General features: G+C 62.8%; 15 protein-coding genes. 7 read left to right on the top strand and 8 right to left on the bottom strand.

Annotated elements, in window-relative coordinates; genetic code table 11:
- Positions 1-8: 8 nt before the first annotated feature.
- Both ycaC (D906_RS06190) and D906_RS06185 read right to left on the bottom strand, forming a co-directional pair.
- Entirely contained in the window at positions 9-635 is a 627-nt protein-coding gene (gene ycaC, locus D906_RS06190; RefSeq protein WP_016712658.1) for an isochorismate family cysteine hydrolase YcaC, read from the bottom strand.
- A 72-nt stretch (positions 636-707) separates the two neighbouring features.
- Positions 708-1,070 carry an AraC family transcriptional regulator gene (locus D906_RS06185; RefSeq protein ID WP_016712659.1) on the bottom strand — a complete coding sequence of 121 codons (363 nt, stop codon included), beginning with the start codon at positions 1,068-1,070 and terminating at the stop codon, positions 708-710.
- 137 nt (positions 1,071-1,207) lie between these two features.
- Here D906_RS06185 and D906_RS06180 point away from each other — a divergent pair, with 137 nt between their 5' ends.
- Entirely contained in the window at positions 1,208-2,179 is a 972-nt protein-coding gene (locus D906_RS06180) for a GlxA family transcriptional regulator (protein WP_016712660.1), read from the top strand.
- Positions 2,180-2,335: 156 nt separating this feature from the next.
- The gene (locus tag D906_RS06175; RefSeq protein WP_019096455.1) at positions 2,336-4,123 is read left to right on the top strand and encodes a monovalent cation:proton antiporter-2 (CPA2) family protein; all 1,788 of its coding nucleotides are present in this window, start codon (positions 2,336-2,338) and stop codon (positions 4,121-4,123) included.
- 38 nt (positions 4,124-4,161) lie between these two features.
- Here D906_RS06175 and D906_RS06170 read toward each other — a convergent pair whose 3' ends face one another.
- On the bottom strand, positions 4,162-4,422 hold the full coding sequence (locus tag D906_RS06170) for a HigA family addiction module antitoxin (protein WP_027614815.1): 261 nt from the start codon (positions 4,420-4,422) through the stop codon (positions 4,162-4,164).
- Positions 4,423-4,975: 553 nt separating this feature from the next.
- On the opposite strand from D906_RS06170, the gene D906_RS06160 reads away from it, so the two are divergent.
- Positions 4,976-5,269: a hypothetical protein gene (locus D906_RS06160; protein ID WP_027614814.1), complete on the top strand. Its 294-nt coding sequence runs from the start codon at positions 4,976-4,978 to the stop codon at positions 5,267-5,269.
- A 95-nt stretch (positions 5,270-5,364) separates the two neighbouring features.
- Here the strand turns inward: D906_RS06160 and ycaC (D906_RS06155) are convergent, their stop codons facing one another.
- Complete coding sequence (ycaC, locus tag D906_RS06155; RefSeq protein ID WP_019096456.1) at positions 5,365-5,994, bottom strand: isochorismate family cysteine hydrolase YcaC; 630 nt, start codon at positions 5,992-5,994, stop codon at positions 5,365-5,367.
- A 135-nt stretch (positions 5,995-6,129) separates the two neighbouring features.
- Here ycaC (D906_RS06155) and D906_RS06150 point away from each other — a divergent pair, with 135 nt between their 5' ends.
- The 3 genes from D906_RS06150 (at position 6,130) to D906_RS06140 (ending at position 9,997) form a co-directional block, all read left to right on the top strand.
- Positions 6,130-7,041, top strand: a complete 912-nt coding sequence (locus D906_RS06150; protein ID WP_016712663.1) for a LysR substrate-binding domain-containing protein — start codon at positions 6,130-6,132, stop codon at positions 7,039-7,041.
- Between the two features lie 93 nt (positions 7,042-7,134).
- Entirely contained in the window at positions 7,135-8,397 is a 1,263-nt protein-coding gene (locus D906_RS06145) for an OprD family porin (protein WP_027614813.1), read from the top strand.
- Between the two features lies 1 nt (position 8,398).
- Positions 8,399-9,997, top strand: a complete 1,599-nt coding sequence (locus tag D906_RS06140; protein ID WP_027614812.1) for an MFS transporter — start codon at positions 8,399-8,401, stop codon at positions 9,995-9,997.
- A 70-nt stretch (positions 9,998-10,067) separates the two neighbouring features.
- Here the strand turns inward: D906_RS06140 and D906_RS06135 are convergent, their stop codons facing one another.
- The 4 genes from D906_RS06135 to ycaC (D906_RS06120) all read right to left on the bottom strand — a co-directional run bounded on the left by D906_RS06135 (position 10,068) and on the right by ycaC (D906_RS06120) (position 14,133).
- A complete protein-coding gene (locus D906_RS06135) occupies positions 10,068-11,909 on the bottom strand; it encodes an amidohydrolase (protein WP_161775520.1) in 1,842 nt (613 codons plus the stop codon).
- 307 nt (positions 11,910-12,216) lie between these two features.
- Positions 12,217-13,035, bottom strand: coding sequence for an alpha/beta fold hydrolase (locus D906_RS06130; RefSeq protein WP_016712667.1), 819 nt, complete (start codon positions 13,033-13,035; stop codon positions 12,217-12,219).
- Positions 13,036-13,074: 39 nt separating this feature from the next.
- Positions 13,075-13,383: a hypothetical protein gene (locus tag D906_RS06125; protein WP_019096460.1), complete on the bottom strand. Its 309-nt coding sequence runs from the start codon at positions 13,381-13,383 to the stop codon at positions 13,075-13,077.
- 120 nt (positions 13,384-13,503) lie between these two features.
- The gene (ycaC, locus tag D906_RS06120) at positions 13,504-14,133 is read right to left on the bottom strand and encodes an isochorismate family cysteine hydrolase YcaC (RefSeq protein WP_019096461.1); all 630 of its coding nucleotides are present in this window, start codon (positions 14,131-14,133) and stop codon (positions 13,504-13,506) included.
- Between the two features lie 202 nt (positions 14,134-14,335).
- On the opposite strand from ycaC (D906_RS06120), the gene D906_RS06115 reads away from it, so the two are divergent.
- Positions 14,336-15,763: a mechanosensitive ion channel family protein gene (locus D906_RS06115; RefSeq protein WP_025754249.1), complete on the top strand. Its 1,428-nt coding sequence runs from the start codon at positions 14,336-14,338 to the stop codon at positions 15,761-15,763.
- Positions 15,764-15,775: the final 12 nt, after the last annotated feature.

Here is a 15,775-nt window from a genome sequence, read left to right as displayed (position 1 = left end):
GGGTTACATTAACGCGAAGTCAACGCCGCATAGCTGTTCATCAAATTGCGGTAGTTGGGAATACGCTGCGACAGCAGGTTACCCAGCCCTTCGATATCGTTGCGCCAGTCACGGTGCAGCTCACACGCCACCGAGAACCAGTTCATCATCTGCGCGCCTGCCTGGGTCATGCGTACCCACGCCGCTTGCTGCACGGTTTCGTTGAAAGTGCCCGAAGCATCGGTCACCACAAACACCTCAAAGCCTTCAGCCAGCGCCGACAGGGTCGGGAACGCCACGCATACATCGGTCACCACGCCGGCGATGATCAGCTGCTTGCGGCCAGTGGCCTTGATCGCCTTGACGAAGTCTTCGTTGTCCCAAGCGTTGATCTGGCCGGGGCGGGCAATGTACGGCGCGTCCGGGAACATTGCTTTCAGCTCGGGCACCAGCGGGCCGTTCGGGCCTTGTTCGAAGCTGGTGGTGAGGATGGTCGGCAAGCCGAAGAACTTGGCCAGATCACCCAGAGCCAGCACGTTGTTCTTGAACTCATTGGGCGAGAAGTCCTGCACCAGCGAGATCAGGCCGGTCTGGTGGTCTACCAGCAGGACCACGGCGTCGTCTTTGTTCAAGCGCTTGTAATCAGGTTGGCTCATGGGGTGACTCCTTGGGTTGGGATGACGGTCCGGCACTGTCCGCAAGGGACTATACCGGTGGATAGATACGGCTTAAGAAATGGCCTGCGCCTGTCGCCAGGCCTTGGGCGGCTGGCCAACCAGGCGGCTGAAGGCGCGGGTGAAATGGGCCTGGTCGCAAAAGCCGCATTCCAGGCTCACATGGGTAATCGGTGCTTCGGTGGCGAGCAGGCGCTTGGCCTTTTCCATGCGTGCCAGCAGGCGCCAGGCCTGGGGTGAAAGGCCGGTATTGACCTTGAAGGCACGGGAGAAATGGCTGCGGGTGAGGTTGCACACGCTGGCGATCTCGATGATCGACAGCGAACTGCGCAGCATTAGTTCCTTGGCCTGGCGTAACCGCGCGGGCGTCAGTGCGCCCGGGGGGTGCAGCGGCTCTTGGGGGGTGCCGGGGTGCATGGCGACTCTCCTGTTGAATGCAGAAAGTCTCGCCCCCGGCACATGACAAAGTCCTGAGCCAAACCTGAATTGTTCTTAATTGTGCGCGGGGGTATACCGTAAGATGCACGTTGTATTCAGCTAACGAGCGAAGAAGCATGCAAGTAAACGCTCACCGCACCGTGGCCATGGTGCTTTTCAACGATGTGCTCTTGCTGGATGTGACCGGACCCATGGATGCGTTCGCCATCGCCAACCGTTTTTTGCCGGCAGAGCGGCAATACCGGCTGCTCACCCTGGCCGAAGGGCAAGCAGCGGTGCGCGGCTCCTGTGGGCTGAAAGTGGTGGCCGACCTGCGCCTGGAAGACTTGCCGGACGCCGTCGACCTGTTGCTGGTGCCCGGCGGCCCGGGCGCGTATGACATTGCCGTGCCAGCGCTGGAGCGCTGGTTGCCGCAGGCGGTGCGCAGCGCCAAGCGCTTTGGTGCCATTTGTACCGGGGTGTTCCTGCTGGGCCGGGCGGGGTTGCTGGATGGCTACCGCTGCACCACCCACTGGAATTACGTGGAGCGCCTGGCGCGGGCGTTTCCTCAGGCCAAGGTTGAGACCGAGCAGATCTATGTGATCGACCGCTGCCTGATTACTTCGGGCGGGATCACTGCGGGTATCGACCTGGCGCTGGCGGTGGTGGCCGAAGACCACGGCAAGGCGCTGGCCCTGGAAGTGGCCAAGGTGCTGCTGGTCGCCCGTCATCGCCAAGGCGGGCAGACCCCGTACGGGCCGTTGCTGGCGGCGGTGCCGCGTGATGATTCGCCGATTGCCCGGGTACAGGCGCACATCGTCGACCATATCGAACAGACGTTTACCGTGCAGAAGATGGCCGACCTGGTGGCCATGAGCAGCCGTAATTTCGCCCGCACGTTCCAGCGCGAGGTGGGGATAACGCCGTTGCAGTACCTGCAAAATGCGCGGATCGACCGAGCGCGCAAGCTGCTGGAGGGCAGCGACCTGCCGTTGAAGGTGGTGGCGGCGCAGTGCGGGTTTGGCAGTGACCGGCATATGCGCAAGGTGTTCTGCGAGCGGATTGGCATGACGCCGGCACAGTATCGGGCGCAGTTTGGTGGGGCTTGAGTCAGCCGACTCCCGCCAAGAGGCCAGCACAGGTTGTCTCAGTTTTCAGGACAATCTTTCTCCCTGAAAGCAGATTGTCTACCCCCCTCTCATTCCCCAGAATTGTCGGCCAAACTGTTCAAATGCTGCCCCGGCAGCTCATGGAGTACGAGCCAAATGCCACACGAAGGCAGCCTGCTGCAAACCGCCGTCATCTTCCTGCTCGCCGCAGTCCTCGCCGTCCCCCTGGCCAAACGCCTGCAGCTAGGCGCCGTACTTGGCTACCTACTCGCCGGCGTTGTCATTGGCCCGCAGGCACTGGGCCTGATCCGCGACACCGAAAGCGTGGCGCACATTTCCGAACTGGGTGTGGTGCTGCTGCTGTTCATCATCGGCCTTGAACTGTCGCCCAAGCGCCTGTGGCTGATGCGCAAATCGGTGTTCGGCGTCGGCAGCGCCCAGGTACTGCTGACCGGTGCGCTGATCGGTGCCATCGCCCTGTTCGGCTTCAGCCAGACGCTGCCGGCGGCCATCGTGCTCGGCCTGGGCCTGGCGTTGTCGTCCACCGCCCTCGGCCTGCAAAGCCTGGCCGAGAGCAAGCAATTGAACGCCCCGCACGGCCGCCTGGCCTTCGCCATCCTGCTGTTCCAGGACATCGCCGCCATCCCGCTGATTGCCCTGGTTCCGTTGCTGGCCGCCAGTGGCCCAGACACCAGCCACGGCGATAGCCTGCAACATGGCCTGAAGGTATTCGCCAGTATCGCCGTGGTCATCATCGGCGGCCGCTACCTCCTGCGCCCGGTCTTCCGCACCGTAGCCCGCACCGGCCTGCCCGAAGTGTCCACCGCCACCGCGTTGCTGGTGGTGATCGGCACCGCCTGGCTGATGGAAGAAGCCGGTGTGTCCATGGCCTTGGGCGCCTTCCTCGCCGGCCTGCTGCTGGCCGACTCGGAATACCGCCACGAGTTGGAATCGCAGATCGAACCGTTCAAGGGCCTGCTGCTGGGGCTGTTCTTCATCAGCGTCGGCATGGGCGCCAACCTGCGCCTGTTGCTGGAAATGCCGCTGGTGCTGCTGGGCCTGACCCTGCTGCTGGTGGCATTGAAGCTGGTGTTGCTGATTGGCGTCGGCCGCCTGGTCGGTGGTCTGAACAGTGCCAGCGCCCTGCGCCTGGGCATGGTGCTGGCCGCTGGGGGCGAGTTCGCCTTCGTGGTGTTCAAGCTGGGCAAGGACCAGGGCTTATTCGACACCCAGACTTACGATTTGCTGTTGATGACCATCACCCTGTCCATGGCCATCACCCCACTGATGATGCTGGGCTGCGCCCGCGCCCTCAAGCGCCCGCAGCCTGTGCGGGAAGTGCCTGAGCAGTACAAGCAGATCCAGACTGATACGCCGCGGGTGGTGATCGTCGGCATGGGCCGCATGGGCCAGATCGTCGCGCGTATCCTGCGGGCACAGAAAATCCCGTTCATCGCACTGGAAACCTCGGTGGACACCATCGAGATGACCCGCATGTTCGAACAGGTGCCGGTGTTCTACGGCGACCCGCTGCGCCCTGAGGTGCTGCATGCGGCCAAGGTGGGTGAGGCGGAGTACTTCATCATCACCATCGATGACCCGGAAGCCGCCATTCATACCGCTGAACGGGTGAAACGCCTGTACCCGCACTTGAAGGTGCTGGCCCGCGCACGTAACCGCCAGCATGTACACAAGTTGGTGGATGTGGGCGCCGAGCCGATTCGCGAGACGTTCTACTCCAGCCTGGAGATGACCCGCCGGGCATTGGTGGGGTTGGGCTTGAGTGATGAACAGGCGGCGGACCGGATTGCGCGGTTTACCCAGCATGACGAAGAGGTGCTGGTGGCCCAGGGGCAGGTGCGTGATGACCGGGCCAAGGTGATGCAGACGGCCAAGGAGGCGCGGGTGGAGTTGGAGCGGTTGTTTGATTCGGATGCGGATTGAGGGCCTTCGAGTATTTGCCGTGAGTATTGCAGTGCCTTTCACGGGTGCTCACGGTGGGCAGCCTCCCATATGTCATAAGCTGCCTGCTCGGCGAGGTATTGCCGCGCAGGTCCGAGGCCTGCCAACTCAAGCCGATCCGCTAGATCGGCTGAAATGGCAGCACGCCCATTGAGTACAGCGGCCAATTGCATCTGCGGATAATCAAGCTGCCGGGCTAAGTCCGAAATACTCACTCCGATTGCTGGAAGCACGTCGTAGAGCAACGACTCTCCCGGATGTGGTGGGTTGTAAAGGGGAATTTCAGGTCTCCTGGATAAGCACTCCCAATGTTCTTCCCTTTCCTTGCTATTCATCAGGTCGCAACGGCTGATCGGATTGTCAGAATTCTCCTGTTCTATCTCATCACTGGGGCTGCTATGCAGCCCTTCGCGGGCACGCCCGCTCCCACAAGTACTGTGCCGCCTGGCAGGTTTGCGCTATTCCTGTGGGAGCGGGCTTGCCCGCGAAGGGCCGCGTAGCGGACCCAACATCCCGACTTCTCAGTAGCGTCCTACTTTCTTCCAAGCCATTTCCTACGTGAACGCATGGACTGAAGAATTATCCTACACACCGTGTCGACGCCCGTCTGATTGTCCGGGGAAGGCCTGCTCTCTAGGCTGACCAGGTCGCTGTCGGTTCAGCGATCGGGTGTGGAAACCCGGATGTGATGAAGGGCTGCCGTTATGGCAGTTGTGCGCGTGAGGCCTTTTGGCCTACCGGCTTGCCTTCTCACCGGTTTTCCACCCCGCGCACAACTGCCGCCTTCTGCGTGGAAACGGGTGGTTGCAGTTCAATCCTAGAGAAGGAATTGCTATGAAAAAAATCGTTCCCGATCCACCCCTTCCCGAAACCACACAACGCCCCTTCAGCCGCTGCGATGCCGGCCATCCCCCATTGTTCACAGTAAACCCAGGCGTATCCGCCCACGACGCACTGGTGCATGTCGCCCAGTACCTGCGCGGTGCCTATGACTGTGGCTATAAAGCCCTGGAGCATCTGGATGACACTGGCAAAAGCCTGTTCTGGAGCAACCTGAATGCACTCGAGATGGCAGAAGGGTTGGTTGAGGCATTGCTGGATGGGATTGAGTCGCAGCCTATGAATTGATGCTGCCTGTACCCGCGAAAGGGCCGGTACAGCAAACAAAAAAGGCCGGCTCCCTACAGAGGGAGCCGGCCTTTGTACGCACTGCTACTGATTAATTACTTACCCGCAGTCAGCGCGTTGTAGCTAGTCATCAGGTTCCGATAATCCGGAATGTGGTTGGAGCACAGCGCCGCCAGCCCTTCGATATCGTTGCGCCAGTCGCGGTGCAGCTCGCACGCCACGCCGAACCAGGTCATCAGCTGGGCACCTGCCCGGCTCATGCGGTCATGGGCAGCATCACGGGTCATTTCGTTGAAAGTGCCGGAAGCATCGGTCACCACGAACACATCGAACTCTTCTTCCAAGGCCGCCAGCGCCGGGAAGGCCACACAAACCTCAGTCACCACACCGGCAATGATCAGTTGCTTCTTGCCAGTGGCCTTCACCGCCTTCACAAAGTCCTCGTTATCCCAGGCATTGATCTGGCCAGGGCGAGCGATGTACGGCGCATCCGGGAACAGGGCTTTCAGCTCTGGCACCAGCGGGCCGTTGGGGCCTTGCTCGAAGCTGGTGGTGAGGATGGTCGGCAGGTTGAAGAACTTGGCCAGGTCAGCCAGGGCCAGCACGTTGTTCTTGAACTTGTCCGGTTCGATGTCACGCACCAGCGACAGCAGACCAGCCTGGTGGTCGACCAGCAGGACGGCGGCGTCGTCTTTGTTCAGGCGGTTGTAGGTGAATTTGCTCATGGTCTGTGCTCCTAAGGTTTATGAATTCTTCAGCTATTCGGGGTGTTTCGCGTTGATGGGCACAGATTAAAATCATCACCTTTGCTGCACTAGACTGCGAAAATCGCCCTTAGCGTTCCGTTTGGAGAACGATCATTGGAAGACCTCAATTCCCTCTATTACTTCACCCAAGTTGTAGAGCACGGGGGTTTCGCCCCGGCAGGCCGAGCGCTGGACATGCCCAAGTCGAAGCTCAGCCGGCGCATCGCCGACCTTGAGGACCGCCTGGGCGTGCGCCTGCTGCACCGCACCAGCCGGCACTGCTCGCTCACCGAAATCGGCCAGGCCTATTACAACCGCTGCCTGGCCATGCGCGTGGAGGCGGAGGGTGCGGCGGAGATCATCGAGCGCAACCGTAGCGAGCCGCGCGGGCTGGTGCGTATCAGTTGCCCTACCACCCTGCTCAACTCGTGGGTCGGGCCGATGCTGACTCGCTACATGCTCAAGTACCCGCAGGTGGAGTTGTTCATTGAAAGTACCAACCGCCGCGTCGACCTGCTGCACGAAGGCTTCGACATTGCGCTGCGGGTGCGCTTTCCACCATTGGAGAACACCGACATGGTGATGAAGGTGCTGAGCAACAGCACCCAGTGCCTGGTGGGCCAGCCGCAGTACCTGGAGCAACTGCCCAAGGGCTTCGATCCGCTGCTGCTCGGCACGCTGCCGAGCCTGCATTGGGGCAGCGCACAGCGTGAGTACCAGTGGGAGCTGTTCCAGGGTGAAGACAGCAGCCGCAGCATTGTCATCCCGCATACGCCGCGCATGGTGACTGACGATTTGTTTGCCCTGCGCCATTTCGTGGTGGCTGGGGTGGGGATTGCGCATTTGCCGCGAGTGGCAGTACGCGAGGACCTGGCGGCGGGGCGGCTGGTGGAGCTGATTCCAGACTGGCACCCGCGCTGTGGCATCGTGCATGCGATTTTCCCGTCGCGAAGGGGGTTGCTGCCTTCCGTGCGGGCGCTGATCGATCATCTGGCTGAGGAATTCGCCATTAGCGACATGGCTTGAGTGCTGAACAGGTAAACCAGATCCCAGCACACCCTTACAAGACCCCTGGCCTATCCTTGCTCCACAGTCCCGGATCATCCCCCGGAGCTCTCCATGATCCGCGCCACACACGGACCAGGCCGCGCCCTGCTCGCCACGCTCGCCCTCTGCCCGGCGCTCAGCCAGGCGGATGAGTCCGGCTGGTCGTTGCTCAGCCGCAACTACTTCCTGCACAGCGACTTTCGCTCGCCCTCTGCCAGCGGCCAGAACTACCGCCAGGAATGGGCACAGGGTTTCATCGGCGAGGTCCGCTCGGGCTTCACGCAAGGCACGGTTGGCGTGGGCATCGATGCCCACGGTTTTCTTGGCCTGAAGCTCGACGGCGGCCGTGGCCATGCCGGCACCGGTTTGCTGCCACGCGATAGCAATGGCCGCGCCGAATCCGACTACTCCAGCGCCGGCGCCGCGCTCAAGCTGCGCCTGGGCAACACCCAGTTGCGCTACGGCGAAATGAACGTGGAAACCCCGGTGTTCGACACTGGCGACAAACGCCTGCACCCGGAATACGCCACCGGCTGGTTCGTGGAAAACACCGACCTGCCCGACTGGCGCCTGCAGGCCGGGCGTTTCACCGCCTTCAACAACCAGGACAACAGCGCCACCCGCGATGATTTCAGCGGCTACGGCGTCACCACCCACAACCGCGCCATCAGCCTGGCCGGCGCCACCTTCGCGCCCACTGGCCCGTTTGGTGGCGCGCTGTATGCCGGGCAACTGCAAGACACCTGGCGCCAGGCCTACCTCAACCTGAACCTGGCCGAAGGTAACTGGCGCGTGGACGGCAATCTCTACAAAACCCGCGACACCGGCAACGCCAGTGGCGGGGCAATCGATACCCTCGCCTACAGCCTGCTGGCCAAGTACAGCTTCGGCGCCCAGGCGCTGAGCCTGGCCTATCAGAAGGTCGAGGGCGACACCCCGTTCGACTTCGTCGGCGGCGATTCCATCTACCTGGCCAACTCGATCAAGTACGCCGACTTCAACGGCCCGGGCGAGCGTTCGTGGCAACTGCGCTACGACCTCAACTTCGCCACCCTCGGCCTCCCCGGCCTGAGCGTGATGGGCCGCTACGTCAGCGGCCGGGGCATCGACGGCAGCCATGCACCAGCCAGCGGCGCCTACGTTGGCCAGTACGGCGACGGCGGCAAGCACTGGGAGCGCGACGTCGACCTGAAATACGTGGTGCAGTCAGGCGCCGCCAAGGACCTGAGCCTGTCGTTCTCCCACGTAAGCCATCGCGCCAACCAGGCCCAGGCCGGCGATGACATCGACCGTATCTACCTGATTATCGAATACCCACTCAAAGGCAGCTTCTGACATGAGCACATCCCCTTCAGGCGCCTGGAGCCCGTTGCGCAACACCACCTTCCGCATGCTATGGATCGCCACCATCGCCTCCAATATCGGCACCTGGATGCACGAGGTGGGCGCCGGCTGGTTGATGACCACACTGTCGGCCAGCCCGCTGCACGTGGCGCTGATCCAGGTGGCCGGCTCGCTGCCGATGTTCTTCCTGGCCCTGCCAGCGGGCGCAGCGGCGGATATCGTCGACAAGCGCCGCTACCTGTTGCTGGTGCAGCTGTGGATGTCTGCCGTGGCCGTGGTGCTGGCAGCCCTGACCCTGCTTGGGCTGATGAACGTGACCTTGCTGCTGGTGCTGACCCTGGCACTGGGTATCGGGACGGCGTTGATGATGGCGGCCTGGAGCGCACTGACACCGGAGTTGGTGGGCAAGGAAGACCTGGCCAACGCGGTGGCCATTTCCAGTGTGGGCATCAACGTGTCTCGCGCCATTGGCCCGGCCTTGGCCGGCGTGGTGGTGAGCATGGTCGGCCCATGGCTGACCTTTGCCTTGAACGCGATTTCGTTTGCCGGGGTGATCCTGGTGTTGTTCCTGTGGAAACGCGAGGTGAAGGAGCCACTGCTGCCAGCCGAGCGCTTCGTGGGCGCCATGCGCACCGGCCTGCGCTTCGCGCGCAGTGCCAAACCCTTGCAGGCCGTGCTGCTGCGGGCCGTGGCGTTCTTCTTCTGTGCCAGCGCCGGCACCTCGCTGCTGCCGCTGATCGTGCGCGGCGAAATGCACGGCACTGCTGCCGACTTCGGCTTGCTGCTGGCGGCCATCGGCATTGGCGCGGTGGCCGGCGCCACCCTGCTGCCGCGCCTGCGCGAACGCATCAGCCGCGACCGCCTGGTGCTGTTCGCCAGCCTGCTGTATGCGCTGTTCCTGCTGGCGCTGGCGCTCGTGCGCAACTTCTATGTGCTGCTGCCGGCGATGCTGCTCAGCGGGGCGGCGTGGATCGCGGTGCTGTCCAACCTGCAGGTGGCGGCGCAAACCTCGGTGCCGGCCTGGGTGCGGGCGCGGGCGTTGTCGGTGTACATCCTGATCTTCTTTGGTGCCATGGCGTGTGGCGGGTTGCTGTGGGGCACGCTGGCCAGCCATGCGTCGATCACCTTGAGCCTGCTGCTGGCGTCGGGTGGTCTGGCCCTGGGCACGTTGCTGACCTGCAAGGTAACCCTGCCGGAAACCGAAGCCGAAGAACTGACACCGTCGTTGCACTGGCCTGTTCCGGTGCTGGGCGATGACATGGACAAGGAAAGCGGGCCGGTAATGGTGACGGTGGAGTATCACATCGACCCGACCAAGGCCGAGGCGTTTCAGCTGGCGACGCGGGAGCTGGAAGCCATGCGCAAGCGCAATGGGGCACTGTCCTGGGGATTGATGCGCGACAGTGCAGACCGGGCGTTGTGGCTGGAGTTTTTCTTCGAAGAGTCGTGGCTGGAGCATTTGCGGCATCACCATCGGGTGACCCGAGGGGAGCTGAAGATCGAGGCGCGGGTGCGGATGCTGCAGACGGAGGGGGTGGAGGTGAAGATTCGGCATTTGTTGGCGGGTGGTGAGCACAAGGCTCACCCTTGATGCCGGCGATAGGGCCAGGACAAGCAACACAAAAAAGGGGCCAAAAAACTGGCCCCTTCTTCACATCAGCTCAGAACGCAAAGCACGAACAACCCAACGCGCCCCAGAAGCCCTGGAAGTCGTTGACTGGCACACTCGACTGCCGGGCCTTTTCATGGCTGTGCGCATGCACCCCACAAGGCCCGACGCACTGGTGCGCCATTGCCGCCAGCGACGGCGTACCCACGCGCCAGTGCCCCGGCACCTTGGCCACCGGCGACCATTCCGGCAGTACCGGCACCTGTGGTGGACCAAGGCGATCAAATTCGCCGGCAGCGTACACAATTTTGCCATCGACAATCGTCAGCACCGACTCGATACCCTTGATCGCCTCTTCATCAACACTGAAGAAGTCCAGCGACAGTGCAGCCAGGTCGGCCAGCTGGCCCACCTTGATCTGGCCTTTCTTGCCCTGCTCGCTGGAGAACCAGGCGCTGCCTTGGGTGAACAGTTGCAGCGCGGTGTCGCGGCTGAGGCCTTCGGGGTACAGCTCCATGCCGCCAACGGTCTTGCCGCTGACCAGCCAGTACAGCGAGGTCCATGGGTTGTAGCTGGACACGCGGGTGGCGTCGGTACCGGCACCTACCGGCACGCCCATGTCGAGCATGCGCTTGATCGGCGGCGTCTGTTCTGCCGCCTTGGCGCCGTAACGGTCGACGAAGTATTCACCCTGGAAGGCCATGCGGTCCTGAATGGCGATACCACCGCCCAGGGCACGCACGCGCTCGATGTTCTGTGGGGTGATGGTTTCGGCGTGGTCGAAGAACCACGGCAGGCCGTTGAACGGGATGTCGCGGTTGACCTTCTCGAACACGTCGAGCATGCGCGTGATCGATTCGTTGTAGGTGGCGTGCAGGCGGAACGGCCAGCGCTGCTCGACCAAGTGGCGCACCACCGGTTCCAGTTCTTCTTCCATGGTTTGCGGCAGGTCCGGGCGCGGTTCGAGGAAGTCCTCGAAGTCGGCAGCGGAGAACACCAGCATTTCACCCGCGCCGTTGTGGCGCAGGAAGTCGGTGCCGCTGTGCAGCTTGACGCTGGAGGTCCACTTCTTGAAGTCGTCCAGCTCTTCTTTGGGCTTCTGGGTGAACAGGTTGTAGGCGATGCGCACGGTCAGCTGGTTATTGTCGGCCAGCTCCTGGATCACCGAGTAGTCGTCGGGGAAATTCTGGTAGCCGCCGCCAGCGTCGATGGCGCTGGTCAGGCCCAGGCGGTTGAGCTCACGCATGAACTGGCGGGTGGAGTTGACCTGGTATTCCAGCGGCAGCTTCGGCCCTTTGGCCAGGGTGGCGTAGAGGATCATCGCGTTGGGGCGGGCGATGAGCATGCCGGTCGGGTTGCCGAACTTGTCACGCTGGATCTCGCCACCCGGCGGGTTCGGCGTTTCCTTGGTGTAGCCGACGGCCTTGAGCGCGGCGCGGTTGAGCAGCGCGCGGTCATACAGGTGCAGCAGAAACACCGGGGTATCGGGCGCGGCCTGGTTGATTTCTTCCAGGGTGGGCATGCGCTTTTCGGCGAACTGGAATTCGTTCCAGCCACCCACCACACGCACCCACTGCGGGGTCGGCGTGCGCGCGGCCTGGTCCTTGAGCATGCGCAGGGCATCAGCCACCGATGGCACGCCTTCCCAGCGCAGTTCCAGGTTGTAGTTCAGGCCACCGCGGATCAGGTGCAGGTGCGAGTCGTTCAGGCCGGGGATGACCGTGCGCTGCTTGAGGTCGACGATTTGCGTGGTGGCGCCCTTGTGGGCCATGGCCTCGGCGTCGTTGCCCACGGCGATGAAGCGGCCATCCTTGATGGCGACGGCGGTCGCAGTAGGCTTTTCGCGGTCAACGGTGTGCAGTTTGCCGTTGAACAGAATCAGGTCGGCGGTCATGGAACCTCCTTGGGTGGATGCGTGAGCGGAACCGGCTTGGCCGGTGAAGGGCAATGCGGACCAGAGCGCGCCTGCTGCACCGAGCACGGTGCTGGTGGCGAGGAACTGGCGACGGGTCTTGTCGTTGCGGTCCTGGGACATGAGCTTCTCCGACTGGGGCCGGCAGGGGCGACTGCGAAGCATGCCGGTTGATGCAAGGTCAGGGCTTGGATGGATGTGCGGTGGGTTGAAGAAGGTTAGCCCTGATCAACATTTGTGCTGCCTTGGCTGGCCACTTCGCGGGCAAGCCCGCGAATGCCTCCCACGGTTACTGCTGGAGGAACGCCAGCAAATCCTCATTCAGCTGCTGCGCATGGGTCACCGCAAACCCGTGCGGCGCACCGGCATACACCTTCAGCTCAGCCCCGCGAATCAGCTCTGCCGCCCGCTTGCCAGTGGTTTCGAACGGCACGATCTGGTCGTCGTCGCCATGAATCACCAGCGTCGGCACATCGACCTTGGCCATGTCCGGGCGGAAGTCGGTTTCGGAGAACGCCGTCACGCAATCCAGAGTGCCCTTGATCGAGGCCATCAGCGCGATGTTCAGGGTTTGCGTCTGCACGCCCTGGGACACCTGCTGCCCATGGTTCAGGCCATAGAACGGCGTGGCAAAGTCGGCGATGAACTGGGCGCGGTCGGCACGCAGGCCGGCACGGATACCCTCGAACACTGACAGGTCGACACCCTCAGGGTTGTCGTCACGCTTGCCGAATACTGGCGTCACAGCCCCCAGCAACACCAGCCCGGCCACACGCTCGCTGCCGTGGCGGGCGATGTAGCGGCTGACATCACCGCCACCCATCGAGAAGCCCACCAGGGTGACGTCGCGCAGGTCGAGGTGTTCGATCAGCTGGGCAATGTCATCGGCAAAGGTGTCGTAGTCGTAACCGTTCCACGGCTGGCTCGAACGGCCGAAGCCCCGGCGGTCGAAGGCGATGGTGCGGTAGCCGCGGCTGGCCAGGAACTCCATCTGCGAATCCCACATGTCGGCATCCAGCGGCCAGCCGTGGCTGAACAGCACGGGCTTGCCGCTGCCCCAGTCCTTGAAATAGATCGAAGTGCCATCGCGGGTAACGAAGGTGCTCATAACGGTATCTCCTTGAAAGTGTCGAGGTGAAGGCGTGGCTCAGCCGCGCAGCCAGTTGGCGCAGCGGCGGGTTACCCAAGGCATGATGTAGAACACCACGGGCAGGATGACGAACAGGTTGACGATGAGGTTGCCGGTGATCGGGCCGCCCAGCTGCGGGAAGCGTGCGAACAGCGGCGCCAGCAGTTGCGGAATGACCATGGTCATCGGGCAGATCACCAGGTAGGTCAGCAGCGCCTGCTTCCAGCGCGGGGGTTGTGCAACCGGGGTGCTCGAAGCGGTGTCGATCACCTGGTGTTGCAGGCATACGGTCACCACATCGCGGTTGTCTTGGGTTGCGGTGTTCATCGGCGTTCCTTGGGATGAGCTTGCCCGCATCCACTGTGCAACGGCGGACGGGCGGAGGATTGGATGGGTGTGCTGCCCTGGGCGGGCACCGACTGGCGGTGCCCGGGGCGGCGGTTTGGCTTACTTGCCGGCGTTGAAGGCGTTGTAGCTGGTCATCAGGTTGCGGTAGTCCGGGATGTGGTTGGAGCACAGCGCCGCCAGCCCTTCGATATCGTTGCGCCAGTCGCGGTGCAGCTCACAGGCCACGCCGAACCAGGTCATCAACTGCGCGCCTGCCTGGCTCATGCGGTCGTGGGCAGCGTCACGGGTCATGGCGTTGAAGGTGCCGGAGGCATCGGTGACCACGAATACGTCGAACTCTTCTTCCAGGGCCGACAGGGCCGGGAAGGCTACGCACACTTCAGTCACCACGCCGGCGATGATCAGTTGCTTCTTGCCGGTGGCCTTCACGGCCTTGACGAAGTCTTCGTTGTCCCAGGCGTTGATCTGCCCTGGGCGGGCAATGTACGGCGCATCCGGGAACAGGGCTTTCAGCTCTGGCACCAGCGGGCCGTTGGGGCCTTGCTCGAAGCTGGTGGTGAGGATGGTCGGCAGGTTGAAGAACTTGGCCAGGTCAGCCAGGGCCAGCACGTTGTTCTTGAATGCGTCCGGCTCGATGTCGCGGACCAGAGACAGCAGGCCAGCCTGGTGGTCGACCAGCAGGACAGCGGCGTCGTCTTTGTTCAGGCGGTTGTATTTGAAGTTGGTCATGGTCGTTGCTCCTAAGGGTTTTGATGTTCAGTAAGTGGGGTGTTTCGCGTTGATGGGAGAAGATTAAAACCATCACCTTTGGAGCGGTAGATAGCTGATTTTGGCTTTAGCGTTCTATTTAAGGAACGACAAATTGGCAGTGGATTTGCTGGGCTACCTGCTCTATTACTACCCACAGCCCTTCTCCCACCCCGAGACCACCATGCTGGCGTTCATCCAGTCGTCCCCGTTATTGCTCGGTACTGCCCTGCTCCTGCTGGATCTCGTGCTCTGGCAACTCATCCCCATCCAGCGCCGCGCCTGGCGCATCGGCACGCGCCTGGTGATATTCCTGCTGTTCAGCTCGGTGCTGGTGGCCGCTGGCATGAGCCCGCTGCAACCGCCGCCCTGGCCCGACGATGTGTCGCGCAACCTCATGGCCACGGTATTGGCGATCGGTTGGTGGCTGTTTGGCGCACGCACGGTCACGGTGGTGTTTGGCCTGCTGTTGGTGGCCCGTGGCAGCCATGGCGGGCGGTTGCTGCAGGATGTGCTGGGGGCGTTGATCTTCCTCGCCGCTGTGGTGGCTGCCGCCGGCTATGTGATGCAGCTGCCGGTCAAAGGCCTGCTGGCTACCTCCGGGGTGATGGCCATCGTCATCGGCCTGGCGCTGCAAAGCACCCTGGCCGACGTATTCAGCGGCATCGTGCTGAACACCACGCGGCCCTACCAGATTGGTGACTCCATTTCCATCGACGGCACAGAAGGCAAGGTGCTGGACATCGACTGGCGCGCCACACGCCTGCTGACCGGCACTGGCAGCCTGGCGGTGATCCCCAATTCGGTGGCGGCCAAGGCCCGGCTGCTCAACCACAGCCGCCCGGCCGATGTGCATGGGGTGTCGATCAGCGTGGTGGTGCCGGCCAAGGTGCGGCCCAAACGGGTGTTCGATGCACTGGAAAAGGCCCTGCAGGGCGTCAGTGCCATTCTTGAGACCCCAAAGCCGAAAGTGACGGTGAAGGCCTCGACACTGGAATCCGTGGAGTACGAGGCCAGCGGTTTCGTGGCCGAAGCAGGCGCCAAGGGCGACGCGCGCAACCAGCTGTTCGACCTTGCGCACCGCCACCTGGAGGCCAGCGGGGTGATGTGGAACGTGGACCTGGCCCTGCCGCCGCGCAGCCGCCAGCGCGAAGTACTGGACGAGGTGCGGGTGTTCCGCTCGCTAAGCGATGAAGAGCGTGATGCGCTGAGCCAGCGCATGACGGCGGTGGAGTACCTGGCGGATCAGGTGATCCTGGGCGTTGGCGAGCATTCCGATCACCTGTTGGTGATTGGCAGCGGGGTCATCTCGGCATCGGTGCGCGATGGCGACAAGTTGGTCGAAGCCGGGCGCATGGGGCCGGGTGAGGTGCTGGGGATCGAGGGCATCATCGATGAAGAGGATTCGCTGGCCGAGTTCCGCACGCTGACCAGTTGCGTGCTGTACCGGATCGACAAGGAACAGGTGAAGAGCTGCTTGCAGCAGCGTGGCGAGGTGCAGACGGCGCTGAGCAAGTTGCAGCGGTTCCGGCGCCAGAGCCGGGAGTCGTTGTTGCTGCAGAAGCCGGCCCTGATCAAGAAAGGCGGCTTCCTTAGCTGGTTGCACAAGTAAGCCTGACCGGCC

This window comes from Pseudomonas sp. LAIL14HWK12:I1 (assembly GCF_003202095.1).
Classification (GTDB): Bacteria; Pseudomonadota; Gammaproteobacteria; order Pseudomonadales; family Pseudomonadaceae; genus Aquipseudomonas; species Aquipseudomonas monteilii.
The sequence above is the reverse complement of the archived record's forward strand: the minus strand, read 5'-3'. Positions and strand labels throughout refer to the sequence as shown.